Raw genomic sequence first — 23,823 nt, forward strand, 5'->3', positions numbered from 1 at the left:
ATTTCGCAAAAATACTTCGTTTTCAATAGAAAAAAAAGTTTCAATAGAATAGTTTATCGATTCTGCTTTTTATATTTTTGAAATTAAATTTCTGATATGTTCAATTTATTTAATCTTACTTTGAAACTAAATGGCTTTCCTATTGAAAAAGCTAGAATTGAACTAAATAAAATTTTAAAAATTCCTGGTGAAAATTATCAAGGATATATTGAAAATAAAAAAAGAGAAATTGCTGTTTATCACTTAAAAAATAACTCTTTCTATCAAAATCTTGTTGGAACTAATACATTTAAAAATTGGAATGACTTACCTGTTATTACTAAAAATGATTTACAAAAACCATTACACGAAAGGTTATCGAAAGACTATATAAAAAAAACTGTTTTTATAAATAAAACATCTGGTTCTAGTGGTGATCCATTCATTTTTGCAAAAGACAAAGAAGCTCATGCTATAACTTGGGCTTCAATTATCTATAGGTTTGGGTGGTATAATATTAATTTCAATTCGTCTTATCAAGCTCGTTTTTATGGAATCCCTTTAGATTTCTTAGGATATAGAAAAGAAAGATTAAAAGATATTTTAAGTAAGCGATATCGTTTCCCTATTTTCGATCTATCAGATGTCGTCTTAGCTAAAATTCTTCAAAAATTTCAAGAAAAAAAGTTTGATTACATCAATGGCTATACTAGTTCGATTGTCTTATTTGGAAAATATCTTAAAAAGAAAAACATTGTTTTAACTGATGTTTGTCCAACATTAAAAGTTTGTATGGTAACCTCTGAAATGTTATTTGAAGAAGATAAAATACTATTAGAAAAATATTTAGGTGTTCCCATTGTAAATGAATACGGTGCTTCAGAATTGGATTTGATTGCATTTCAAAATCCTCAAGGAGAATGGCAAGTGAACAGTGAAACCTTATTTGTAGAGATATTAGATGAAAACAATCAACCAGTTGCAAATGGTACAGAAGGGAAAATAGTTATTACATCTTTATTTAACAAAGCACATCCTTTTATTCGCTATGAAATAGGTGATATTGGAATTTTAGATGAGGCCAGCACTTCGAAAATGCCAATTTTAAAAAAATTAATAGGACGCACAAGTGATATTGCTATTCTCCCAAGTGGAAAAAAGTCTCCTGGTTTAACTTTTTACTATGTTACCAAAAGTATCATTGAAGATGATGGAAATGTAAAAGAATTTATTATTCGTCAAACTAAACTAGACACCTTTGAAATAGATTATGTTAGTTCTACTAAATTAACTTCACTACAAATTCAAAAAATTGAAAAAGCAATTGCTACATATTTAGAATCTGGATTGTATTTTACGTACAATCGAAAAGACGTTTTAAAACGAACTGCAAGAGGAAAATTAAAACAATTTGAATCTTTACTTTAATTCCTATATTTCATAAAACCTCTATACATCCAGTGCAACATATAATATACTGATTGTAAAAAGTTTAGATTTTCAACTTCTCTATAAAACTGCCATTGGTATTTTATTAAATCTCCTTTTTTTCTAGAAAGGGAGTTTTTGCGAATACGGTAAATTGCCTGTGTTTCTTGAATACCATAAGCATAAGGAATTGCTTTTAAATATTGTAACCATAATCCCATATCCTGACGTTTTCTAATTAATGGCATGAATTTTTTTCCTAGCCTTTTTATATCTACGAATGCTGTCAAACAACTAATGGAATTGGATTTCAAAATATCAGTATATGTAGCTTTTTTAGGAACAATAAAATCAGAATATATAAACTCTAATTCTTCATTTGCTCTTTTATAAGAAGAAAACACAAAAGAGATTTTTGTTTCTTTTATTGTCTTTACACTATTTTTAATAAAATCTGGAAACCAAATATCATCTGCATCAATAAAAGTTAAATATTGCCCTTTAGCATCTTCTATTCCTCTATTTCTAGCTACAGCAGCACCTGAGTTTTTATCTAATTTATAAAATCTAATTCGATTATCCTTTTTAACTACAAGTGAAATTATTTCTTCTGTATTATCTGTAGAACCATCATCAACAATAATCATTTCCCAATTAGTATAGGTTTGATTTCTAACTGATTGAATAGTTTCATCTATAAATTTAGCTGAATTAAAGGTTGGAGTTATTATGGATACCAATTCATTCATTAATATGCTTTTTCTTCTCCTTTAAAAATATTAATTATAGTAAGAATTATAATTTTAATATCTAAAAATATTGACCAATTTTCGATATAAAAAACATCATATCTAATTCTATTAATCATATCCTCTTCTGTTTCAATTTCACCTCTATACCCTTTTACCTGTGCTAAACCAGTTATTCCTGGTTTGACATAGTGACGAACCATATATTTTTTTACTTTTTTCCCGTAATTTATATTTTGTGACCATAAATGAGGACGAGGACCAACAACAGACATATCTCCAAGAAGGACATTAAAAAACTGTGGTAATTCATCTAAACTAGTTTTTCTAATAAATCTACCAATACGCGTTACTCTAGGATCATTTCTAGATGCTTCTTGTTCTGTTGTGCCATTAGGCCTCATAGACCTAAATTTATAACAGACAAAGCCTTTTTCATCTAATCCTGGTCTACTTTGTTTAAAAAAAACAGGACCTTTTGATTCTAATTTTATTAAAATTGCCATTATTGGCATTAACCAAGATAGGACAACTACTACTATAACCATTGAAAACAAAAAATCAAATGTTCTTTTTAAAAATTTTATAGAAGGATCATGTAATGGTGTCTTCCTTAAAGATAATACAGGAAATAATCCATAATAATCTATTTTTAAATTCTTAGAAAATATTGCCTTTGTATCAGGTATAAATTTGATCACAATTTCATTAATATCTGAAAATTCAACTAAACTTTTAAGCTTATCATTAGATATTTCATTTAATGAACAATATATTTCATCAATTTTTTGTTCAATACAGTAGCTCTTTATTGCATCTATTTTTCCAATAACATTTTCATTATTCTTCTTATCTGAAAAAAAACCCTTAAACTTATATCCATAATCTGGCCTTTTATCAAAGAGATCTTTTAAATCTTTAGATTGATCAGTATAACCTATAATTATTGTATTTCTATAATTATTCCCAGTAACAATCCTATACTTTTTTAAATAATAAAAAAATATCGTTTTAAAAATTATAATACCTAAAAAAAGAATTGTAATATACTTTACTATTTCTAAACCATTAAAAGTTAATGTCTTATTAAACGGAAAAAAAACAATTATTAATAATAAGAAGAAAAAAGCTTGTTTAACTATTTTAGATATAATTTCTACAGGTGTTGTAAATCGATATACTTCATAAAATTTAGTAGAAAAAGAAATTATAAACCACGTTAACAATAAATAGATACTAAAATAAAAACGGTTTATTCCCAATTCTTTAAAAAAGAATGGAAATAAAATTATAATCATAAAAACGTCTAAAAAAATATTTATAGGTCTTATATATTTTGAATATCTTCCCTTATTATTAGGCATACTAATAAATGTATTTAGTAAAATCTTTATGTTCCTCTTTTGCTAATTCTTCAGTAGAAAGCGATCTAAAATAATCATAAGTGATTTTCATTCCTTCTGCTCTTCCAACTTTAGGTTCCCAGTTTAAAATTTCTTTAGCTTTTGTAATGTCTGGTTGTCTTTGCAGAGGATCATTCATTGGCAAATCCTTATAAATTATTTTTTGTGAAGTTCCTGTCAACTTAATTATTTCTTCTGCAAAATCTTTAATAGTAATCTCATCTGGATTTCCAATATTTATAGGCAAATGGTAATCCGAATGTAATAATTTCCAGATACCTTCTACTTGATCATCTACATAACAGAATGATCTAGTTTGACTTCCGTCACCGAAAACTGTTAAGTCTTCACCTCTTAATGCTTGACCAATAAATGCAGGAATTACACGCCCATCATTTAATCTCATTCTTGGTCCATATGTATTAAAAATCCTTAGTATGCGAGTTTCTACACCGTGAAAAGTGTGATAAGCCATAGTAATTGATTCTTGGAAACGTTTTGCTTCGTCGTAAACACCACGTGGTCCAATAGTATTCACATTTCCATAATACTCTTCTGTTTGTGGATGAATTAAAGGATCTCCATAAATTTCAGATGTAGAAGCAATTAAAATACGTGCTTTTTTAACCCTAGCTAATCCGAGTAAATTATGTGTCCCTAATGATCCCACTTTTAAAGTCTGAATCGGTATTTTTAAATAATCGATTGGACTTGCTGGTGATGCAAAATGTAAAATATAGTCTAATTTACCTGGGATATGTACAAATTTCGTAATATCATGATGGTAAAACTCAAAATTCTTTTCTTTGAAAAGATGTTCAATGTTTTTTAAATCCCCAGTTATAAGGTTATCCATTCCTATGACGAAATAACCTTCAGATAAAAACCTATCACATAAATGCGAACCCAAAAACCCTGCAGCACCTGTTATTAATACTCTCTTCATTTATTTTCTTTTGAATTAAACTTTATTTCTTTTGAATTGAATAAACAATAAAAAATTGTAAAAAACACTACTCCTCTTTGCCTCCATAAAAAAGACTCTGTCAAAAATACACTTATCATTAGAACTGCAAAAGTAATATGAATAAAATCTTTATATTTAATAGCTCTTTTAAGATTTAAGAATAGTAATAATAGTAAAAGTAAAAAACCTAAAAAACCTAATTCTGCAAAAACTTGAATATATTGATTGTGAAAGTTTTTTTTCTGATAACCTTCAATTTTTTTATTGCCTTGAAAAACATCATAATACTTTGCCTTTTCTTCTATTTTTTCATACGATGCATTGAGCCCAAATCCTGTCCAAAATATATCTTCTTCATTTAAAAACTCGAAAAATAATCTTGCTTGATAAACTCTAAATGCTGTCCCTGGAAAAAAGTGGTTTGGAGTGAATTTCTCATTTGTCCAAGCTTCTGCAATACTTACATTATGGACTCCTTCTGGTAATCCTTTAATTACGTTGCTGCTCAAACTTTTATCAGAATTTGTTTGAAATTCTAATTGAAATCTTTCCTTTATTTTTCCAAAAGAAAATACAAATCCAATAATAATTAGAAAAAGAAATATATTTCTTAATCGCATTTTATTGCCTGATTTAGAAAAAAAGAAAAAATGGATTAATATCAATATAATGAATACTAAAATTATGTTTTTAGAAGATAACAATACTATAAACCCAAATAGAACTATCAAAATAATAGTATTGAATATTTGGTTTGTAGATGATGTGTAAAAATAAAAAAAAGCAATTGCTACAAAAACAGAAACATGAATTGCATTTAAGTCTTTTGGAACTAATCCTATATCATTATCATATTCACCGTGATAAAAAAAAAAACTTATATCTTTAAAAATAAAGAATCTGATTATTGCTCTTATTAAAAAATAGATAACAAATAAAACTATAGAATAACTATAATATTTTAATATTTTACTTTTATATCTTTCAGTAATAGGCTGTAACACCATAAAGGAAAGAGGAATCAATAATAATACAATTTCTTTTGGTATAGCATTTAAAGTTGTATTCTTATTTATAGTCCAAAAATAAGAAAACAACATTATAATATAAAAAAGTATTGGGAAAAAAAGTTCTTCTGAAAAATTGATTTTTTTTCTCTCTGCAAGAAAAAAAATTGATACTAAAAAAAGAATTAAAAAAACATTATTTAACCCTAAAGAAAGAGGAATTGTAACAAAAAAAAATAACAAAAAAATGAAGGAATTATTTTCTCTATTTTCCGATTTTATGTCGGTTAAAACATTCTTCAAAAAGTTGTAAATATTGCCCATTTATTTTATTCCAATTAAAATCTTTAATAATAGCTTTAAAGTTGTTTTCAATAAACTGCAAGTTATCATTTTTTTTGATAGTTTGAAGTAATTTTTTAACTTCTTCAGGAGACGAAAAAAAATAAGCGTTCTCTTTTAAAACTCCTTTATTAAAATCATTATTATGAGCTAAAATCAATGCTTTTGAAGCCATTGCTTCTAATAATGAAGGGTTTGTTCCTCCAACAGAATGTCCATGAAAATAAAATTTAGAATAATAACGAAGGTTATTTAAATGTTCTAAATTGTAAATTCCACCCATAAACCTTATATTGGAATAATCTTTAAACTTATCTTTTAAATAACTTCCATATTTTGTCTCATGGTTACCCACAACTAAAATAGGAGTTTTGTCTTCACTATTCAAGGCAACTCCTTCTAAAACCATATCAAGATTATTTTCAGGTTCAAAACGAGCCATAATCATGCTATAATTTCCTTTTTCTACATTATATTCTTTTATTATATCCTCATTAGGATCATTAAAAGGATGTGCTCCATAAGCAATGTAAATTGACTCCTTTCTATAACGTTCTTTTAAGAATTTTTTTATTCCTAATGAATCAGAAACCAAATAATCACTGCTAATTGCTGCTAATCTTTCTGCAAAGCGAAGAAATTGTTGTACTGGTTTTGAGTATTTTGAACGTTTCCACTCTATCCCATCCATATTCGTAATGATAATTGATTTTTTAGGAAGTAAAAAGAACCATATAGAATTACTTGTATAACCCAATTGCAAAATAATATCAAAACCTCTTTTACGAGAATCCATTATACAATTATAATCATATATAAATTGACCAAAAGTTCCCATTTTATGTTCAGGATCATTTTGATGAATGATGTTTACACCATGAAATGTTTTTTCTTGATATTTGTGATTATGCGAATTGTAACAATATACTTCATGACCTTTTTCAACTAAATAAACAGAAAAAAATTCAGCAAATTGTTCAAATCCTCCATAATAATTAGGAACTCCTCTTGTTCCAAGAATAGCTATCTTCATAGTTTTTTAACTTGAAGCAAATATAGTTATTTATAAATTTTGAATGGTATTTTGAATATTTTTTGAATACTTTTCTAAAGAAAATTGTTTTACTGCTCTCTCATATCCTTTATTTCCATATTCTATCCTTAAACTTTCTGAATCTATAAGTTTTTGAATTGCATCAGCTAAACTACTTTGATCGTTTGGTTCAAACAATATTCCTGTTTCATTATTTATTACTATTTCAGTTAAACCACCGTGATTTGCAGCAATTACGGGTTTTCTAGCAAACATAGCTTCTACTGCTACTAGGCCAAATGATTCTTTTTCAGTTGAAGGCATTATTGCTATGTCTGTTATATTCCAAACATTTTCCAATGTTTTAGTAAAAGGAAGAATTTTAACTTTATTTTCTACGAAATTATTTTTTATGATCTGCTTAATTTCTTCTAAATAAAATTCTTGTTCAACAACTGGTGAGCCTACAAATAACAATTTTATATTTTCGGAATTACTAAATTGATTTATATAAGTGGCAAGTAATAATTTATGTCCTTTTAATCTACTTATTCTTCCAATCAACGTTATTACAATGTCATTTTTGTGAAAGCCATAATTTTCTTTTCTATCTATATTACTAATATTAGTTTGTTCAACTCCGTTATGGACAACAATTGTTTTAGTTTGATTTCGAGACTCTCGATTTATAATGTTTTTTTTTGTTGCTTCTGAATTACAAATTATAACATCTGAAAAATAATATAGAAATTTTGGAAAAATCCATGCTATAATTTTTGGGTGCTCAATAATTTCATGAACATGCCAAATATGCTTTATTTTTTTCTTGTTAGAAAAAAATAAACCCAATAAAACAGCAAGTGTATTAGAATATACGATATCAAATTTGTATTTATGATTTATAGAATCTAAAATTGAAACTCCTTTTTTATAATCTTTTAAAAATCGAAATAAATGTTTAGGTTTAAACATTGCTCTATATAATTTAAGAACGGGAGCAATTATAACTATAACATTTAATTTTTCTAGCTCCATTTTTAAAGGTCCTTCATCTGGTAATACAACTACTGGAAAAAAAATGTTCCTATCTATATTTTTAATAAAAAGTAATAGTGTTTTATCTGAACCATACAATTCAGAAGATTGATGAATAAAGAGAATATTCTTCATTAAGTACTTTTTAAATTTTTAATTAACTGCTCTCTATAAGCAATAAGAAACCCTATAATAATTGTCTTTGTGTCAACTAAATTATAAAAACCCATAAATACCCAATTAGAAATAAATAAGAATACACCTGTTCCAACAAAAACATAATTAATGCTTTGTACTAATTCATCTTTGTACATTGGATTTTTAAACATTAATAAAATAGAAATTAAATATATTATTAAACCAATTATTCCTGTTTTTAATAATACTGTTGAAAAGCCATTATGAAGAATTGATATATATTTTAGATACATATCACCTAATAATACTTTTTGCTTTAAATTTACTTGAGAGCCAACTCCTTCTCCAAATAGAAATGTTTTTCTACTTGACATTTGTTGAAATAATCTAATATTTTCATAAGCTCTATAATTGTCATTAAAGTCTTTCCAATCTTCCCTGTTTATTTTTGTTTTAAAAGCCTCTAATGGTGAATTTTTAACTTTATACAGAAAAGCTTCAACTCCTTTTCCATACCTACTTGGATTATAATAATAAACTGCTGTATATGAAATACCTATTAATAAAACAATAGAAGATAATATCATGATATTTCTTTTATTTATAACAAAGTATCCTTTTAATGCTAGAACAAGAATCAAAAATTGTATAAAATTTGTTCGAGCTAAATAAAAAAAGCTTGATGCTCCTAAAATTAATAGAAACGTTATTCTTCTCTTCTTAGAAATCTCAATATTAAATTTTTTATAGAATAATAAAAGGACCAAAACATAAACTTCATAATCATTAAAGTAGCCTGCTATAAATCTTAAAACATGCATATTAGACACTCTAACTATTAAAAAAGCATAAATAACTAAAAGTAAGTGGTATACAGCTATTATAACACCCGCATATAGAATATAATTAAGAGGTTTTGTACTATTTGATTTAAACATTTGATACCCTATTAATAAACCTAAAATTGGTTTTAAAAGATAGGTTATATCTCTAATTACAAAATATAACTTGTGTTGATAGAATACTCCCATAAACATTGCCAAAAAGAAAATGACAATAAACAAACTAAGTAATATTATAAATGTCTTAGAATATATTTTTTTAACTGTTAAAATTACAGTTGTTGCCCATATTAAAAATGTAAGTTCATAATTATTAAAAAAAGGAACAATTACACAAAGTGTAAATAAAAAAAAGTATAATAACTCTCTCTTTACTCTCATTTATTTATTTCTTTTAAAATCTTTGCTGGAATTCCTCCAATAACAACATTATCTGGAAAAACAGAAGTAACTACTGCACCTGCTGCTACAACACAATTGTTTCCTACAAATGAACCATCTAAAAACGTAGCTTTAGCACCTATCCAAACATTATTCCCTATTTTTATTCCAATAGAACTTACCCCTTGCTCTCTAATTAGTTTAGATGGATCTGAAAATAAATGATTTTCAGAATGAAAACTTATATAAGACCCCATTATAACGTCATTACCTATTTGGATGCCTCCTGCTGCACCAAACTCTGTAAATCTACCACAAGCAGAATTATTACCAATTGAAATCCCTTTTCCATATTTAGAAAAATGACTCGTGCATGTAATTAAAGAATAAGCTCCTATTTTTACATTATTACCAAATATTAATTTATTTTGAGCATAACCATCTATATCACATCTTTTATCGATAGTTACATTTTGACCGATAACTATGTTTTTTTTATTAGAAATAGTACACCCAATGCCTAAAAAAATTCTCCTTTGAAAAAAAACATAACCCCTAAGTAATAGAATTAATCTTGCAAACAAACTGTTTACCAATAAACTCTGCGGAATATTAGGATCAATGGTGTAGTTTTTACCCGCTTTATTTAATAATTTTTGAAAGAGGTTTCTTATCATTTTTATTGAAGACTTTTTTTAGGGAATAAAGATAAAAAAATATTACTAGTAGCTCTGTAAAGAGTAAAGAATAAAAAACACCATAAACTTCAAAAACAGGTAATAAAAACAATATTATCATTAAGTTTACTAATACTACAATATATGTGGTAGCAATATAAAATCTTTTATGATTTTCTGCTAAGACTAATTGTTTTAAAGGTATAGAAATAGATAAAAGAAATGGTATAAAAACGGCAATTTGTAATAAATTAGTAAGTAAATATCTATTTGTAGGGTTAAAATAAGAGATAATTTCATATGCAAAAACATAAATAAAAACCATAGAAATGAATATAAAAACAAAATTTACTCCGTTAAATATTTTCCAGTTTTTAAATCCCATTTTTCTATTTGAATCTAATTCAAAACAAACTTTAGGAAAAACATAGTTAAAAAATAAAAAGATGTATGTTTTAAATATTACTATTATTTGATCTACAATCTTATACTGACCTGCCATTAAATTATTTCCAAAATAACTTATAATTATAACTGGGGCATATAGATGTAAAGACAAAAATATTTGTGATGAAAACATTGAAAAATCTTTCTTTAATAGATTTTTTACATTCTTTATTTTAATATTAAAAACAGAAAACTGATGTTCTATTATAATTTTAATTAAAAAAACAATTCCAGACAAAAACATTCCAACTCCCCAAAATAAATTAACATAAATATAATCGCTCTCTTTTTTTATGAAAAAAAACACTAATCCTAAATAAATAATTTTAGAAATTATGTTATAAACAGTAATCCACTTTACATTTTCAACACCTTGTAAAAACCAGATAGGACTAACAATTTGCCCTAATAAAATCGTTAAACTAAATAAAAATAAAGATTTTTCTGACTGAAAATAATTGAAATGAAAAATGAAAAATAAAAAAGCTATAACTACCAAAATGAGAATAAAAAATTTTAATGTATAAGTAGTTAAAAAAATATCTTCTAGTTTAGCTTTGGAGTTTCGGTTTAAAGACACCTCTCTTACTCCAGTAATATCAGAACTATAATCAATAAAAACAATTAAAAAAAAAGCAATTGCCATTCCTACGGCTGTTTTTCCAAAATTTTCTTCACCACAGATATTTACTATATATGGAACAACTATTAACGGAGTAACTAAATTAAATAATTGCCCAAAACCATAAATGGAAAGTTTTCCCAATTGATGATTGTTTTGTAATAATTGGTTTAATTTTCTAATCATTACAACTTAATCATTTTGAAATTTACTTAATTTATTAAATAAATTATCTCCTTTAGGGTATAGTGATGGTCCTCTTGCTTGTAAACTATCTCTTCTTTTTAAAGTGCCAAGTTCCTTGTCTAACTCTGTTACAGATTCATCAATTCTAAAGTAATAGTAAATTTCTTTACCTTGTAGAGAAAAACTCTTGTTTTTGTATTGAAAATCAACTTTATTTAAAACAATTTCTTGTTGATTAATATTATTACCTAAATCCATTCGAATTTGTTTTGGGAGAATAGTATCCGGAAATAAAAACTCTATTTTTTGATTTTTAGAGCTACCATTAACTTTTTTCCAGAAAGATGCTTTTTCGTTAAATTCTATTGTAGAATTTGTTGTATAAAAAACATGAATAGAATCTGTTTCTTGAATTACAGAATCTATTTTTAATAGAAATTTATTAGTTGTGTTAGAATTACTACAACCAACAACAAAAGAAATTAAAAATAATTTAACAAAGATTCTGTATTTCATATTTATATTCTTAGAGTACAAAGATGTAAAATTAAAGTATAAAAAAAGTGAACTTAAGTTCACTTTTTTTATACTTTAATTTTTATTCTGGACTATTTCCGAATGTTAGTTTGTTAATTTTTTCAGATAAAATAGCTTTTGGGTATAAAATAGGACCAATTTCTTGATCTTTCTTAACTCTCTTTAAAATAGAGGTTCCTGGAACAACTTCTGTAACATCTGTATTTGGTGTGAAATATTCCATTATGGCTACTCCTTCAATCTTTTCCTCTAGACCCATAAAGCTCATTTTAAGATCTTTAATTGAGACATCTGATTGCTTTTCATTTTTTCCAAAGCCAAAATCAACTCTAAAAAGCGATGGAATAACACCTTCTGGAAAGACAAAAGTTACTGGCTGAACATCACTACTCCCTTTTACTGGAACCCAAAGTGAGTTTTTTTCATCAAAATTTGTAGTCCCATCAACACTATAATATAAATGCATATTATCATCTTCCAAAACAGTTAATTCAAAAGTAGCTCTAAAAAAGTCATCTTTGATTTCAATTGTTTGGTCATTATTTTGAGTTTTCAGCTCTTTTTTACAAGACAACATTAATAATGTTATTACTATAATAGTAAATATTTTAAATTTCATTTTGTTAATTTTTTTACAAATTTATATTATTTTTTTATTTAATTATGCTTTTACTAGTCAAATTTAACCCTCTTTTATTTGTTGCTTTATTTTCAATCAAAATTCCTAGTTTATACTCCCCTTTTGGGAGATTTTTTATATCAAAATTCGATTGAAATCCAGAATAAGATAAATCAAATAAACTTTCAAAATATGAAGTTACATCTGGTCTACTAACTTTTTGTGAAGGTATAATTGTAGCCTTACCTTCTTTAATTAAAACTAGCTTAATTATACTTTTCTCACTACTTTGTTTGTCAAAATAAGCCCATCCAGAAACCTTAATTAATTCATCAGTTGTTTCAAAAACTTCAATATTGAACATAAAAGGAGATCCATTATAATCTTTAAGTTCACCAAAACTAGATATGTCAACATCTTTTTTTACATCTTTTAACAAAATAAAATGTTTAGACCAAGCATCAAGTCCATCAAAGTTATTTTCAATATAAAAATTATCATTTATAAAACGTTGAGACTCTTCTGTTAAATTAAAAGGTCTTCCGTGTGCATCTATGTACCAAAAAGGTTTAACCTTAGTAGAATCTAATTTCATTTCATTAATTAGTGTTTCTAAGTCTGTTTTTTCAACTAAATTGAAATCCTTTTCATTTAAATAATAATCAAACCAATACTTTAAACTTGTGTAAACAGTTTCTTTTGTTTTATTATTTTTAATTATTAATTGAGAGGCTTCTCTAAACTGAGTCTTTGATGGGTTATTATAATATTTTTTAACAACTACCAGATTAAACAACATAAAGAAAAGTAAAAGGAAGAAAAAAGAAATTTTTATTTGTTGATTTTTTATTTTATCTAAAGATATTGAGATTATTAAAATAATTGCAGGAATAACGCTTATGAAGTATCTTGACACATATAGTGAGGAACTTAAATAAGACTTCATAACAATCGTTATCAAAACAAATGATATCCATGAAAAAACAATCCAATAATTAAATACTAATTTATTAGTACGCATATTTTTAATATTTTTAGTTTTTTTATCGCTAAAAACAATAATCATAAAATAAGTAAATAAAAAGCTATAAATAAAAAGTAAAATTTCAGAAGTGCTCAAAAATTCTTTTAAAATTCCTGTTAAACCTTCATCTGAAGGAGCTGGAATCCAACTAGAGTTAAATTGACTTAATAAATAAAATTTATATGCATTTGGTAAAAAAAACAAAAATATTATACTTATAATGATAAATATTTTTTTAAAAAATTGAATTCTTTCTTGTTTTTCAATTGTAAAAAATAAAAATAACAAAACTACACCTTGCGCTATAACGTTTATAACACTAAAAAAATTAGAGTTTAGTAATAACCCAGCACTAACTGCATACCAAATTAAATTTTTTCTTGTGTCTTTTTTTAAATATTTGATAAGTCTATAATAGGAAAAAAGTAAAAAAAACAAGTACATAGAGTAAGCTCTAGCTTCTTGTGAATGATAAATTGCATATTCATTAAATGTAAACAATAAAGCTGAGATAAGTCCTACATTTTTCGAATATGCTTCCTTTCCTAATTTATACATCATGAAAACAGCAGCTATTCCAAAAATCGCGGATGGAAACCTTGCAACTATATCTGTATTACCAAAAATAGTGAACATTGTATTCATAATAAAAAAATACATATAAGGAAAACTCTCTCTTAAATTAACCTCACTAATAATTTTAGTAAATGAGTGATTTGAACTAGCAACATTTAAAGTATAAATTTCATCCATCCAAAGACTTTGGAAATCCAATTTATAAAGTCTTAGAATAGATGCTATGATTAATATTATTACTAACCACTTATTTTTTATAAAAATGTCTTTGTATTTTTTCATTTTAAAATTCTAAAAGAGTGTTAATTACATTCTCAACATTTAATTCATAAAACAATGGTAGCCTTACTAAGGTATCAGTGTAAGAGTCTGTCCACTTTAAAATTCTACCATCATGTTTTTCTTTATAAAATTTACTTTTGTGTAAACTTATATAATGAAAAACAGCCATAATTTCATTTTGCTTTAAATGATTAATAAGTTTTATACGCTGTTCAAAGCTATCACAAATTAAATAAAACATATGCGCATTATTGGTTGCATAGCTTGGTGTGATTGGTAACTTAATCTTGTTTTTATCCGCCCATTCTTTAAGTCTTAAATCATAGTTTTTCCAATGTAATTTTCTTTTTGTTTGAATGCCTTCTAAGTTTTCTAATTGTGCCCATAAAAAGGCAGCAATAATTTCTGAAGGTAAAAACGAACTTCCTAAGTCTACCCAACCGTATTTATCTACTTCGCCTCTAAAAAAGGCTGAACGATTGGTTCCTTTTTCCCAAATAATTTCGGCTCTTTCAATAAATTGTTCGTCATTAATAGCTAACATTCCGCCTTCACCAGAAATAATATTCTTTGTTTCATGAAATGAAAAAGCAGCTAAATGACCTATAGAACCCAGTGCTTTTTTTATTCCATCTTTTCCTGTATAATAACTATCAATTGCTTGAGCCGCATCTTCAATTACATATAAATTGTACTTTGCCGCTAATTCCATAATAATATCCATTTCACAAGCTACACCAGCATAATGAACAGGTACAATAGCTTTGGTCTTATTTGTAATTAACGCTTCTATTTTAGTCACATCCATATTAGGATGATTGGGCATACTATCTGCAAAAATAATTTTAGCACCTCTTAGTATGAAAGCATTTGCGGTTGATACAAAAGTATAAGAAGGCATAATTACTTCATCCCTTGGTTGAATGTCTATTAAAATAGCAGCCATTTCAAGTGCGTCCGTACATGAAGTGGTTAACAAACTTTTTTTGAAGCCGTAGTTAGTTTCAAAAAAAGTTTGGCATTTTTGAGTATATTTTCCGTTACCCGATATTTTTCCAGAAGTAACCGCATCCATTATATATTCAGTCTCTTTTCCTGTTAAGTAGGGTTTGTTAAATTGTATCATTTAATAATAAGATAAAGTTTGTTTGATTATTAGAAAATAAAATATAAATGCAATAAAATGCAATAGTAAAAAAAAAACCTCTATTCTAAATGGCTTTATTCCTTCAGGGCTTGTAGTAATGGATTTTAAAAGGTAAAATGTACATGAAAAAAACAATATGAATGAACAAATATAGTTTTGCCATAAAAAATTACCATCTGATTCCCTAGGTCCTGTTTCTGTAAACACATTTGAAATAATTATTCCAACAACTAAGCAGCTTAATGCAAATTTTATCATAGTTGTTTTTAATTCTTTCTTGTTTTTTAATAAGAAAACTATTGGAAAAAGAAAACTTGAAATAATTGTACTAAAAATTATTAAAATATAATCAAACCATCCCTCTGGCTTGGCCCAAACATTTAAAAAATGGAAAAAATCAATAGTTACTGAACTTTTCTCTACGCTAGGGTCCGAATTTATAAAAATAAAATAAAACTCAATAACTATTAATATTGAAGAAATAATTAAAGGCATTATGTTTACCCAAAAAAGCTTTGTGAATTTATATTTGTATAATAAAAAGAACGGATAGACTAACAAGTAGGTAAAAAGAAAACTCGGTTTAATAAATACATTTATAATTATTAAAAGAGTTATGAAATAAATTCTACTTTTTTTATATTCATCTAATTGTTTATACGAAAGCCAAAAAAGTAAAAAAGCAAATGGAGTAACAAAAATCGTTGTTGAATTATGCCAAACGTTTGGTGGAAAACTCAAAAGATAATAATAACCTTTTAATACTAAAATAGAAGGAAGACTAAATGCAAAAATCAATAATGCAGCAAAAACAGAAGAAATTATAAATGCTTTTTTGTAGTGTTTTTCACACTCTTTAATAAAAATTTGCTTAATTAAATTATACTTAAAAAAAGAAATAAATGACAATACATAAATGGATACAAGTAATAGAGCTGATGTTTTATTGCTAAAAAAACTTAATATATAAACAACAAGGTAATATAAAAAATTAACAGGAAATGCTTTTATACCATAAGTATAATCTTTTATAAATTGGGCATGTGCCGGAATATCTGAATTTGTATTAAGGGTTAAGTAACTATAAATTAAAACTAATAATGTTAAAATAAGTATGTCAAATACTGTAGTTCTTTTGCTAAATAATTTCATGTTATAATTATGTTTAATTTTTCCAAAAATGTTTTATAAATGTAATTTTCTCTATTGAATATTCCTTTTTTTTATAAAAGCTACAAGCGCTTTTGTTTTCTAACTGTGTAGGTATCTGTAAAATATTAATGCCTAAATCTATTACCTTTTCTTCTACCGCATCAATTAATTTACTACCTATGCCTTTTCCTTGTGAGCTTGGGTCAACTGCAATTAAACCAATTGTTGCGAAATTTGCATAAACCTTAAACGTAACAAAACCTAATGATACTTTATTTTCTTGATAAATAAACACATCATCGGCAAACTTTTTATTTATAGAATTATCAATCCATTTTGTGTAAAGTTCTTCAAATTTTTTTCTACTAAATTTTTTATCAAGATTAAACCTGCTATTTTTCCCACTTTCAAATGCTAATTTATATAAATCTTTTATATTGTATGTTAATTCATCACATGAAAATATATTATTAAACATGTATCCTTTTGTTTTTAATTTCTTAGCAAAAACAACTTTTATTTCCGAAAAAGAATTGGTAAAATTAGGTATTATAGCTTCAAAATCTTCATTGCCTTTTACATATAACAAATGATATTTTATGACATCCTCAATATTTAATTGCTGTTTATAAAACAATTCTCCAATCTCCATTTCAAAGAAATTGCTATCCCATTCTAGTCTCTTTATCATTTTATTTCATCAATTATAAAAACAGGTCGGTTCTTGGTTTGATCAAATATTTTTCCTACATATATACCCGTTACCCCTATAACTGTAATAATTATTCCTGATAAAAACCAAATAGAAACAATTATAGAAGTAAAACCTAAAACTTCAATTTTGTTGTTAAAAGCTTCATATACGTAATAAATACCTACTCCAAATGATAAGATAGAAATTATCATTCCAAATTTTACAAATAGTTTTAAAGGCTTATTTGAAAATGAAATAATTGTATTAAAAGCTAAACTTAATAATTTTGAAAAGTTATACGTTGTTGTTCCTGAATCTCTTGATGCATGTTCAACATTAACAGACGTTGTTGTAAAACCTACGAAATGGACAAATAAAGGGAAGAATTTTATGTAATCTGAAATTTCAAGAATAGATTGTATTACTTTTTTATTATAAATTCCAAAATTTGCAATTTCATTATCATATTTTGTATCTGTAAAAAAACTATATATTTTTGAAAATAAAAACGAGGACATTTTTTTTAAAAAACCATCTTTTCTTTTCTCTCTTCTTGCTAATACAATGTTAAAACCTTCTAGTGCTTTTTTATATAATTTTTCTATTTCTTTTGGTTGATCTTGTAAATCACAGTCCATTACTACAATCCATTCTCCTTTAGCTTGACTTAATCCAGCAATAATAGCTGGGTGTTGACCAAAATTTCTGCTAAGTCTAATGCTTTTTACTTCCGCATTTTGAGATGAAATTTTCTGCATTACTTCCCAGGATTTGTCAGGACTTCTGTCATCAACTAAGATTATTTCATAACTTGCACTTAATCCATTCATTGATTTTTGTATCTCAAAAACCAATTTTTCTAATATAAATTCAGCTTTATAAACTGGACTAACAATTGAAAAGTAAGGTTTCATAGTCATTTATTTTAAAATTTTACTGTTACTATTGTTCCTATAATAATTAATAGCAGCCCTATTAGTTTACCGACCGTAAAAGTTTCTCCTAAAAACAGTATTCCTATTAAGAAAACTAATGAAGGTGCTAAACTCATAAACGGGTACGCGGTAGTTATTTCAAACTTTGTCATAGCTGCCATCCAGAAAAGAGAAGCAATAAATGCTGAAGCAAAACCAGAAAAAATATAAGGATCAAATATTAATTTTGTTAAATATATTCCTTTACTTAAAAAATTTTCTGGCAACGCAATCTGAAGATTTGTTAACCTCCATTTTAGCACTATCTGTCCATAAACAGTAAAAAAAATTGTTCCTAATATGTATAAATATGAGCCCATTTTGTTTTAAACTAATAAATTACTCTACCTGTATAAACTTCTTCCACATCAACAATTGGTGGAACATTTTTTAAAATAACATTTCCTGTTGCAAAAATTGTTCCTTCTATTTTTTGAACTGGAAATACCATCATATCATTTGAACCTCTTTGGTACACTTTTATATTTTCTGCAACTAAATTTTCACCGTAAAAACGACCATTTCCAAAATAGAAATTTAACAACATTTCTACACTATGTCCATTAATATAAAAGTTCGCAACATTATTACTTTCTACTACAAGTTGTCCATTATCAACCGTAATGTAAAAATCGCCTGTACCTGCTCCGTCTCCGTCATCTCCTATTGCAAATAAACGTACAATAGTAGAATGTAATGTTCCTTTCGATTGTATTTTTTGTTCGGTTTTACAATGTAATTCTAATTCTTGAATTAAAGGTTTATTTATTCCATCTGGAACAGTTACATAAACAGTCGTCAATCCATAATCACGAGCAATATTACAAGTTGAATTATCTTTAACAATTAACATATCATCAAATAATCTTACTTCTAAATCATCAATTATATTGTCACTTGTTTCAATCTTTACTTCATATTCAGATCCTTCTTTAACAACTAGACCAATTCCACTATAAACTTTAACTTTAGTAAAATCTTCTAAAGGGAAACTTTGTGAAACTCTATTTCCATTACCTTTAAAACAATCCTCAGAAATACCACAACTTGTGACTATAAATAGTAATAAAAAGGATAATATACTTGATTTTTTCTTCATTATAATCGAATTCCTAATGTTACTTCAATTGCTTCTGCTCTTCCTCCGTGTGTTTTTAATCCAACTCCAGAAAATAATTCTTTGGTAATATAATACTTTGCTCCTACTCGTTGATAAATATCAATTTCGTAATTAAATGGTTTATATACATAATATCCAAATTGCGTTTCAATTGACAATTTATTTATAAATAATTCATGACCAATAAATAATCCTACTCTTTTATAATCAACGTCTGCTTCACTATATGATTTGTGTCCTTTTGGAAAAGCAACTGAAACAAATTGGATATAATCTTGCAAATATCGTGAAAAGAAAACATCTGTTCCGAATTGTAATGCGCTTTTTCTGCCTATTCTCTTATCAGCATATAAACCTATATGATAAAAATGTCTCTGTCCTAAATGAGGAACAGAACCTTCTGAAATGCCTGTTCTAAATGCTACATTATATTTTATTTTTTCTTTATATGTTTCTCTACTAGGTAATGTATCTTTTATAAACTCTTGAGATTCATCAAAGTTATAATTTAATCCCACATTTAATGCGATAGTATTAATTCCACTATTTGGTGCCTTAAACCTTCCATTTGAAAAATGTGTTAACATAAAGCCAGCTTGAAAACCTATTCTATTTAGAATATTATCTTTTTTATATTGCAACATAAAATAGGTATTATCCATTACTTTAGTTCCAAATGCATTGTTTTTGTTATTTGTTTCTTTATTATATGGGTTTGAAGTTACTCCAATGCCTTGCGAAATACGAAACATTAAATTCCTTTTCAAAAAATAAAAATTATAATGTAACCCTAAAGCAAAATTATAACCAAGGTATTTGTTTTTAAAATCTAAATAATGAAAAGAAATTCCATAATCTGGATAATTATAAACTTGTTGCCATTCTTTTTTACCATAGGTTTTCCAGTTATAACTTAACATAAATCCGTCAGGGTGGCCAGAAATTAAATGTCCAATATCATTAGTATGTTTATATACATTTCCTCTAAATAACTGTGCATCAAAATATGTTGTATTTTTCTTATCCTGAGCGATGGAAAGTAACACATTAAAAAAAACAATAAATAAAAAACTATATTTCATTATATTTTTTTAATTGTTGTAAACATACAGAAAGACTATCTCTCCAGTCATTAATTTTAATCCCAAATGTTGCTTTTATTTTAGTTTTATCTAAAACACTATATTTTGGTCGTTTTGCAGGTGTTGGGTATTCTTTAGTTTCAATTGGTTTTAAATTTATTTGAATATTATTTATTCTGAAAATTTCCTTTGCAAAATCATACCATGTACATTTTCCTTCATTACTAAAATTATAGATTCCAAATAATTTAGAATGTCCAACATTAAAAGAAAGAATAATTTTTATTAATGCTTCGCTTAAATCCACAGCATTCGTTGGTGTTCCAATTTGATCATTTACAACAGATAATGAATCTTTTTCTGATGCTAATCGTAACATTGTTTTTATGAAGTTATTTCCAAATTGTGAATATACCCAAGAAGTTCTTATGATGAAATGTTTTTCCCAAGTTCCTTGAATGGCCTGTTCCCCTTGTAATTTGGTTAATCCGTATATTCCAGTTGGAAATGATACGTCAGTTTCTCGTAGACCAAGCCCACTTTTTAATGGTAAACGTAATTCTCTATCATAAAAAGCTTTTCCATTTAAAAAATAAGCATCAAAGACAAAATCGGTCGAAATATGAAGTAAAATTGTATCAAACTCTTTACACGTTAAAGCTAAATTTTCAGCTCCATTTGTATTGATTGCAAATGCTTTTTCTGGTTCGCTTTCCGCTTTATCTACTGCTGTATAAGCTGCTGTATTAACACAGAAATCAGGTTTATATTGATCGAAAACCACTTTACATTGTACTAAATTAGTAATATCCAATTCCGATGAAGTACAAAATACAAAATCGATTGTAGAATATTTTCCTGCAACAAATTGAATTGCTTGACCTAATTGTCCATTCGCTCCAGTAACTAGAACTACCATACTTTCCTTGATTTTTCTATAGCTGGTAATCCTCTATCTTTTTCAGAAATAATTAATTCATCAATTGGAAAATTCCAATCAATATTAATTGTTTTATCATTAAAAATGATACCTCCTTCTGATAATGCATTATAAAAATTATCACATTTATAAAAGAATGTAGCTGAATCACTTAAAACTAAAAATCCGTGAGCAAAACCTCTAGGAATAAATAATTGCTTTTGGTTTTCTTCAGTTAATAAAACTGATATATATTGTCCATAAGTTTTAGATTCTGGACGAATATCTATGGCAACATCTAAAACTTCACCTTGTAACACGCGAACTAATTTTGCTTGAGCATGTTTTTCACACTGATAGTGCAACCCACGTAAAACTCCTTTAGTTGAAAATGATTGATTGTCTTGAACAAAATTAATTTTCTGTCCTATAGCATTTTGAAAAGCTTCTTCATTATAGCTTTCCATAAAATATCCTCTTTGATCTTTAAAAACTTTAGGTTTAAGAACAAAACATCCTTCTAATTTTGTTTCAATAAATTCCATTTATTCTTTTAATAAACTCATTAAATGTGTTCCATAACCACTTTTTAATAATGGCTTTGCTAATTCTTTTAATTGGCTATCATCAATAAAACCCATTTTATATGCTGCTTCTTCAATAGATCCTATTTTTAATCCTTGACGTTCTTCTATGACTTGTACAAATTGGCTAGCTTGCATTAATGAGTTAAAAGTTCCAGTATCTAACCATGCTATTCCTCTATCTAAGATACTTACTTTAAGTTTTTCTTGTCTTAAATATTCTTTATTAATATCAGTAATTTCAAGCTCACCTCTATCACTTGGCTTTATATTTCCTGCTATTTCAACAACTGAATTATCATAAAAATAAATACCTGGAACAGCATAATTTGATTTAGGCTTTAAAGGTTTTTCTTCTATAGATAACACTTTCCCTTCTTTATTAAAATCAACTACGCCATAACGCTCTGGATCATGAACGTGATACGCATAAACAATTCCTCCATCTGGATCATTATTAGCTTGAAGTAATTCTGCTAAACCAGTTCCATAAAAAATATTATCTCCTAAAATTAAAGCGACTTTATCTTTTCCTATAAACTCTTTACCAATTATAAAAGCTTCTGCTAATCCATTCGGGTTTTCTTGAATTGCATATTCAAATCGACATCCTAACTTTTCCCCATCTCCTAATAATTTTTGAAATAAAGGCAAATCATGTGGTGTTGAAATAATTAATATCTCATTAATTCCTGCCCAAATTAAAGTTGAAAGCGGGTAATATATCATAGGTTTATCATAAACAGGCATTAGTTGTTTACTTACAGCTAATGTTAATGGATGTAATCTAGTACCCGAACCACCTGCTAATATTATTCCTTTCATCTCTTTTATCTTTAATTTTTGATCTATAAAAACAACTTAAACTTGAATTTTTTTCAGATACCAATCAACTGTTTTTTCTATACCTGTTTCAAAATTTTCATCTGCTTTCCAACCTAATTCATTTTCAATTTTAGTTGCATCAATTGCATACCTCTTATCATGACCTGGTCTATCTTTTACAAATGAAATTAAATCTTTATAATTTCCTTCCTTTCGAGGTACTTTATTGTTTAATATATCGCAAATTTTACCTACGATATATAAATTATTACGCTCATTTCTTCCTCCAATATTATAAGTTTCCCCTACTTTTCCTTTTTTAAAAGCTAATTCTATACCTTTACAATGGTCCAATACATATAACCAATCACGTACATTTTTTCCATCTCCATAAATAGGAATCTTTTCTCCTGTTAGAGCTTTTCGAATAATTGTAGGTATTAGTTTTTCATTATGTTGTTTTGGTCCATAATTATTTGAACAATTTGTGGTAACGACATTCATTCCATAGGTATGGAAATAACTTCTAACGATCATATCTGAACCTGCTTTTGATGCTGAATAAGGACTATTTGGAGCATAAGATGTTGTTTCTTCAAACAAACCTGTTTCTCCTAATGTTCCATAAACTTCATCTGTAGAAACATGATGAAAACGAGAATTCTTAAATGCTTCATTAAATATATTTGGACTACTCATCCATAAATTTCTAGCAGTATCTAATAAATTAAATGTACCCAAAACATTTGTTTTAATGAATGCTTCTGGTCCGGAAATAGAATTATCTACATGACTTTCAGCAGCAAAATGAATAACATCATGAAATTGATATTTAAGAAATAATCCTTCAATAAAAGCTCTATCACAAATATCTCCTTGAACAAAAGTATATTTTTGATTGTTTTCTACCTCTTTTAAGTTTTCTAAATCCCCAGCATAAGTTAATAAATCTAAATTTATTACATGATATTCTGAATTATTATCTAAAAAATAAGGTATAAAATTAGCACCTATAAAACCTGCTCCACCTGTTATTAAAATAGTTTTCATAG

General features: G+C 26.5%; 24 protein-coding genes. 1 reads left to right on the forward strand and 23 read right to left on the reverse strand.

Annotated elements, in window-relative coordinates; all coding sequences use genetic code 11:
- The first annotated feature begins 96 nt into the window (after positions 1-96).
- Positions 97-1,407 carry a phenylacetate--CoA ligase family protein gene (locus tag SY27_RS11245; protein WP_045970330.1) on the forward strand — a complete coding sequence of 437 codons (1,311 nt, stop codon included), beginning with the start codon at positions 97-99 and terminating at the stop codon, positions 1,405-1,407.
- Here the strand turns inward: SY27_RS11245 and SY27_RS11250 are convergent.
- The 23 genes from SY27_RS11250 to rfbB form a co-directional block, all read right to left on the reverse strand.
- Positions 1,404-2,156: a glycosyltransferase family 2 protein gene (locus SY27_RS11250; RefSeq protein ID WP_045970332.1), complete on the reverse strand. Its 753-nt coding sequence runs from the start codon at positions 2,154-2,156 to the stop codon at positions 1,404-1,406. The genes SY27_RS11245 and SY27_RS11250 overlap by 4 nt on opposite strands.
- Positions 2,156-3,520 (reverse strand): undecaprenyl-phosphate glucose phosphotransferase, encoded by a 1,365-nt coding sequence (locus SY27_RS11255; RefSeq protein WP_045970334.1) that lies wholly within the window; start codon positions 3,518-3,520, stop codon positions 2,156-2,158. The genes SY27_RS11250 and SY27_RS11255 overlap by 1 nt, the downstream gene beginning before the upstream one ends.
- A 1-nt stretch (position 3,521) precedes the next feature.
- Complete coding sequence (locus SY27_RS11260) at positions 3,522-4,505, reverse strand: UDP-glucuronic acid decarboxylase family protein (protein WP_045970337.1); 984 nt, start codon at positions 4,503-4,505, stop codon at positions 3,522-3,524.
- A complete protein-coding gene (locus tag SY27_RS11265) occupies positions 4,502-5,626 on the reverse strand; it encodes an O-antigen ligase family protein (RefSeq protein WP_161794150.1) in 1,125 nt (374 codons plus the stop codon). The genes SY27_RS11260 and SY27_RS11265 overlap by 4 nt, the downstream gene beginning before the upstream one ends.
- 172 nt (positions 5,627-5,798) lie before the next feature.
- Positions 5,799-6,908 carry a DUF1972 domain-containing protein gene (locus tag SY27_RS11270; RefSeq protein ID WP_045970341.1) on the reverse strand — a complete coding sequence of 370 codons (1,110 nt, stop codon included), beginning with the start codon at positions 6,906-6,908 and terminating at the stop codon, positions 5,799-5,801.
- A gap of 30 nt (positions 6,909-6,938) precedes the next feature.
- Positions 6,939-8,078, reverse strand: coding sequence for a glycosyltransferase family 4 protein (locus tag SY27_RS11275; protein WP_045970343.1), 1,140 nt, complete (start codon positions 8,076-8,078; stop codon positions 6,939-6,941).
- On the reverse strand, positions 8,078-9,304 hold the full coding sequence (locus tag SY27_RS11280) for an O-antigen ligase family protein (protein ID WP_045970345.1): 1,227 nt from the start codon (positions 9,302-9,304) through the stop codon (positions 8,078-8,080). The genes SY27_RS11275 and SY27_RS11280 overlap by 1 nt, the downstream gene beginning before the upstream one ends.
- Positions 9,301-9,981, reverse strand: coding sequence for a DapH/DapD/GlmU-related protein (locus SY27_RS19095; protein WP_045970347.1), 681 nt, complete (start codon positions 9,979-9,981; stop codon positions 9,301-9,303). Before SY27_RS19095 ends, SY27_RS11280 begins: the two co-directional genes overlap by 4 nt.
- Positions 9,947-11,236 carry an oligosaccharide flippase family protein gene (locus SY27_RS11290; protein WP_045970349.1) on the reverse strand — a complete coding sequence of 430 codons (1,290 nt, stop codon included), beginning with the start codon at positions 11,234-11,236 and terminating at the stop codon, positions 9,947-9,949. Before SY27_RS11290 ends, SY27_RS19095 begins: the two co-directional genes overlap by 35 nt.
- Before the next feature lie 6 nt (positions 11,237-11,242).
- Entirely contained in the window at positions 11,243-11,752 is a 510-nt protein-coding gene (locus SY27_RS11295) for a hypothetical protein (RefSeq protein ID WP_045970351.1), read from the reverse strand.
- Between the two features lie 82 nt (positions 11,753-11,834).
- Positions 11,835-12,392, reverse strand: coding sequence for a hypothetical protein (locus tag SY27_RS11300; protein ID WP_045970353.1), 558 nt, complete (start codon positions 12,390-12,392; stop codon positions 11,835-11,837).
- 34 nt (positions 12,393-12,426) lie between these two features.
- On the reverse strand, positions 12,427-14,274 hold the full coding sequence (locus tag SY27_RS11305) for a glycosyltransferase family 39 protein (RefSeq protein WP_045970355.1): 1,848 nt from the start codon (positions 14,272-14,274) through the stop codon (positions 12,427-12,429).
- A gap of 1 nt (position 14,275) precedes the next feature.
- Complete coding sequence (rffA, locus tag SY27_RS11310; protein ID WP_045970357.1) at positions 14,276-15,400, reverse strand: dTDP-4-amino-4,6-dideoxygalactose transaminase; 1,125 nt, start codon at positions 15,398-15,400, stop codon at positions 14,276-14,278.
- Positions 15,401-16,573 carry a hypothetical protein gene (locus SY27_RS11315; RefSeq protein WP_045970359.1) on the reverse strand — a complete coding sequence of 391 codons (1,173 nt, stop codon included), beginning with the start codon at positions 16,571-16,573 and terminating at the stop codon, positions 15,401-15,403.
- A gap of 13 nt (positions 16,574-16,586) precedes the next feature.
- Positions 16,587-17,264 (reverse strand): GNAT family N-acetyltransferase, encoded by a 678-nt coding sequence (locus tag SY27_RS11320; protein ID WP_045970361.1) that lies wholly within the window; start codon positions 17,262-17,264, stop codon positions 16,587-16,589.
- Positions 17,261-18,181 carry a glycosyltransferase family 2 protein gene (locus SY27_RS11325; protein ID WP_045970363.1) on the reverse strand — a complete coding sequence of 307 codons (921 nt, stop codon included), beginning with the start codon at positions 18,179-18,181 and terminating at the stop codon, positions 17,261-17,263. Before SY27_RS11325 ends, SY27_RS11320 begins: the two co-directional genes overlap by 4 nt.
- A gap of 11 nt (positions 18,182-18,192) precedes the next feature.
- Complete coding sequence (locus tag SY27_RS11330; protein WP_045970365.1) at positions 18,193-18,561, reverse strand: EamA family transporter; 369 nt, start codon at positions 18,559-18,561, stop codon at positions 18,193-18,195.
- A gap of 11 nt (positions 18,562-18,572) precedes the next feature.
- Complete coding sequence (locus SY27_RS11335; RefSeq protein WP_052705302.1) at positions 18,573-19,340, reverse strand: GIN domain-containing protein; 768 nt, start codon at positions 19,338-19,340, stop codon at positions 18,573-18,575.
- Positions 19,340-20,443, reverse strand: a complete 1,104-nt coding sequence (locus tag SY27_RS11340; protein ID WP_045970367.1) for an acyloxyacyl hydrolase — start codon at positions 20,441-20,443, stop codon at positions 19,340-19,342. Before SY27_RS11340 ends, SY27_RS11335 begins: the two co-directional genes overlap by 1 nt.
- Positions 20,433-21,362, reverse strand: coding sequence for a dTDP-4-dehydrorhamnose reductase (rfbD, locus tag SY27_RS11345; protein ID WP_045970369.1), 930 nt, complete (start codon positions 21,360-21,362; stop codon positions 20,433-20,435). The genes SY27_RS11340 and rfbD overlap by 11 nt, the downstream gene beginning before the upstream one ends.
- On the reverse strand, positions 21,356-21,907 hold the full coding sequence (rfbC, locus tag SY27_RS11350; RefSeq protein ID WP_045970371.1) for a dTDP-4-dehydrorhamnose 3,5-epimerase: 552 nt from the start codon (positions 21,905-21,907) through the stop codon (positions 21,356-21,358). Before rfbC ends, rfbD begins: the two co-directional genes overlap by 7 nt.
- On the reverse strand, positions 21,908-22,771 hold the full coding sequence (rfbA, locus tag SY27_RS11355) for a glucose-1-phosphate thymidylyltransferase RfbA (RefSeq protein ID WP_045970374.1): 864 nt from the start codon (positions 22,769-22,771) through the stop codon (positions 21,908-21,910). It lies immediately after the preceding gene.
- Positions 22,772-22,807: 36 nt separating this feature from the next.
- The gene (rfbB, locus tag SY27_RS11360; RefSeq protein WP_045970376.1) at positions 22,808-23,821 is read right to left on the reverse strand and encodes a dTDP-glucose 4,6-dehydratase; all 1,014 of its coding nucleotides are present in this window, start codon (positions 23,819-23,821) and stop codon (positions 22,808-22,810) included.
- Positions 23,822-23,823 lie beyond the last annotated feature (2 nt).

The organism is Flavobacterium sp. 316 (assembly GCF_000967805.1).
Lineage (GTDB): Bacteria > Bacteroidota > Bacteroidia > Flavobacteriales > Flavobacteriaceae > Flavobacterium > Flavobacterium sediminilitoris.

Excerpts from the sequence above, each read along its gene's own strand:
- SY27_RS11250 (WP_045970332.1), bottom strand. The coding sequence starts at position 2,156 with ATGAATGAATTGGTATCCATAATAACTCCAACCTTTAATTCAGCTAAA.
- SY27_RS11335 (WP_052705302.1), bottom strand. The coding sequence starts at position 19,340 with ATGAAGAAAAAATCAAGTATATTATCCTTTTTATTACTATTTATAGTC.
- SY27_RS11265 (WP_161794150.1), bottom strand. The coding sequence starts at position 5,626 with ATGTTGTTTTCTTATTTTTGGACTATAAATAAGAATACAACTTTAAAT.
- rfbC (WP_045970371.1), bottom strand. The coding sequence starts at position 21,907 with ATGGAATTTATTGAAACAAAATTAGAAGGATGTTTTGTTCTTAAACCT.
- SY27_RS11320 (WP_045970361.1), bottom strand. The coding sequence starts at position 17,264 with ATGATAAAGAGACTAGAATGGGATAGCAATTTCTTTGAAATGGAGATT.
- SY27_RS11260 (WP_045970337.1), bottom strand. The coding sequence starts at position 4,505 with ATGAAGAGAGTATTAATAACAGGTGCTGCAGGGTTTTTGGGTTCGCAT.
- SY27_RS11255 (WP_045970334.1), bottom strand. The coding sequence starts at position 3,520 with ATGCCTAATAATAAGGGAAGATATTCAAAATATATAAGACCTATAAAT.
- SY27_RS11315 (WP_045970359.1), bottom strand. The coding sequence starts at position 16,573 with ATGAAATTATTTAGCAAAAGAACTACAGTATTTGACATACTTATTTTA.
- SY27_RS11275 (WP_045970343.1), bottom strand. The coding sequence starts at position 8,078 with ATGAAGAATATTCTCTTTATTCATCAATCTTCTGAATTGTATGGTTCA.
- SY27_RS11300 (WP_045970353.1), bottom strand. The coding sequence starts at position 12,392 with ATGAAATTTAAAATATTTACTATTATAGTAATAACATTATTAATGTTG.
- SY27_RS11330 (WP_045970365.1), bottom strand. The coding sequence starts at position 18,561 with ATGGGCTCATATTTATACATATTAGGAACAATTTTTTTTACTGTTTAT.
- rffA (WP_045970357.1), bottom strand. The coding sequence starts at position 15,400 with ATGATACAATTTAACAAACCCTACTTAACAGGAAAAGAGACTGAATAT.
- rfbB (WP_045970376.1), bottom strand. The coding sequence starts at position 23,821 with ATGAAAACTATTTTAATAACAGGTGGAGCAGGTTTTATAGGTGCTAAT.
- SY27_RS11305 (WP_045970355.1), bottom strand. The coding sequence starts at position 14,274 with ATGAAAAAATACAAAGACATTTTTATAAAAAATAAGTGGTTAGTAATA.
- SY27_RS11245 (WP_045970330.1), top strand. The coding sequence starts at position 97 with ATGTTCAATTTATTTAATCTTACTTTGAAACTAAATGGCTTTCCTATT.
- SY27_RS11340 (WP_045970367.1), bottom strand. The coding sequence starts at position 20,443 with ATGAAATATAGTTTTTTATTTATTGTTTTTTTTAATGTGTTACTTTCC.
- SY27_RS11270 (WP_045970341.1), bottom strand. The coding sequence starts at position 6,908 with ATGAAGATAGCTATTCTTGGAACAAGAGGAGTTCCTAATTATTATGGA.
- SY27_RS11290 (WP_045970349.1), bottom strand. The coding sequence starts at position 11,236 with ATGATTAGAAAATTAAACCAATTATTACAAAACAATCATCAATTGGGA.
- SY27_RS11295 (WP_045970351.1), bottom strand. The coding sequence starts at position 11,752 with ATGAAATACAGAATCTTTGTTAAATTATTTTTAATTTCTTTTGTTGTT.
- SY27_RS11325 (WP_045970363.1), bottom strand. The coding sequence starts at position 18,181 with ATGAAACCTTACTTTTCAATTGTTAGTCCAGTTTATAAAGCTGAATTT.
- SY27_RS19095 (WP_045970347.1), bottom strand. The coding sequence starts at position 9,981 with ATGATAAGAAACCTCTTTCAAAAATTATTAAATAAAGCGGGTAAAAAC.
- rfbD (WP_045970369.1), bottom strand. The coding sequence starts at position 21,362 with ATGGTAGTTCTAGTTACTGGAGCGAATGGACAATTAGGTCAAGCAATT.
- rfbA (WP_045970374.1), bottom strand. The coding sequence starts at position 22,771 with ATGAAAGGAATAATATTAGCAGGTGGTTCGGGTACTAGATTACATCCA.
- SY27_RS11280 (WP_045970345.1), bottom strand. The coding sequence starts at position 9,304 with ATGAGAGTAAAGAGAGAGTTATTATACTTTTTTTTATTTACACTTTGT.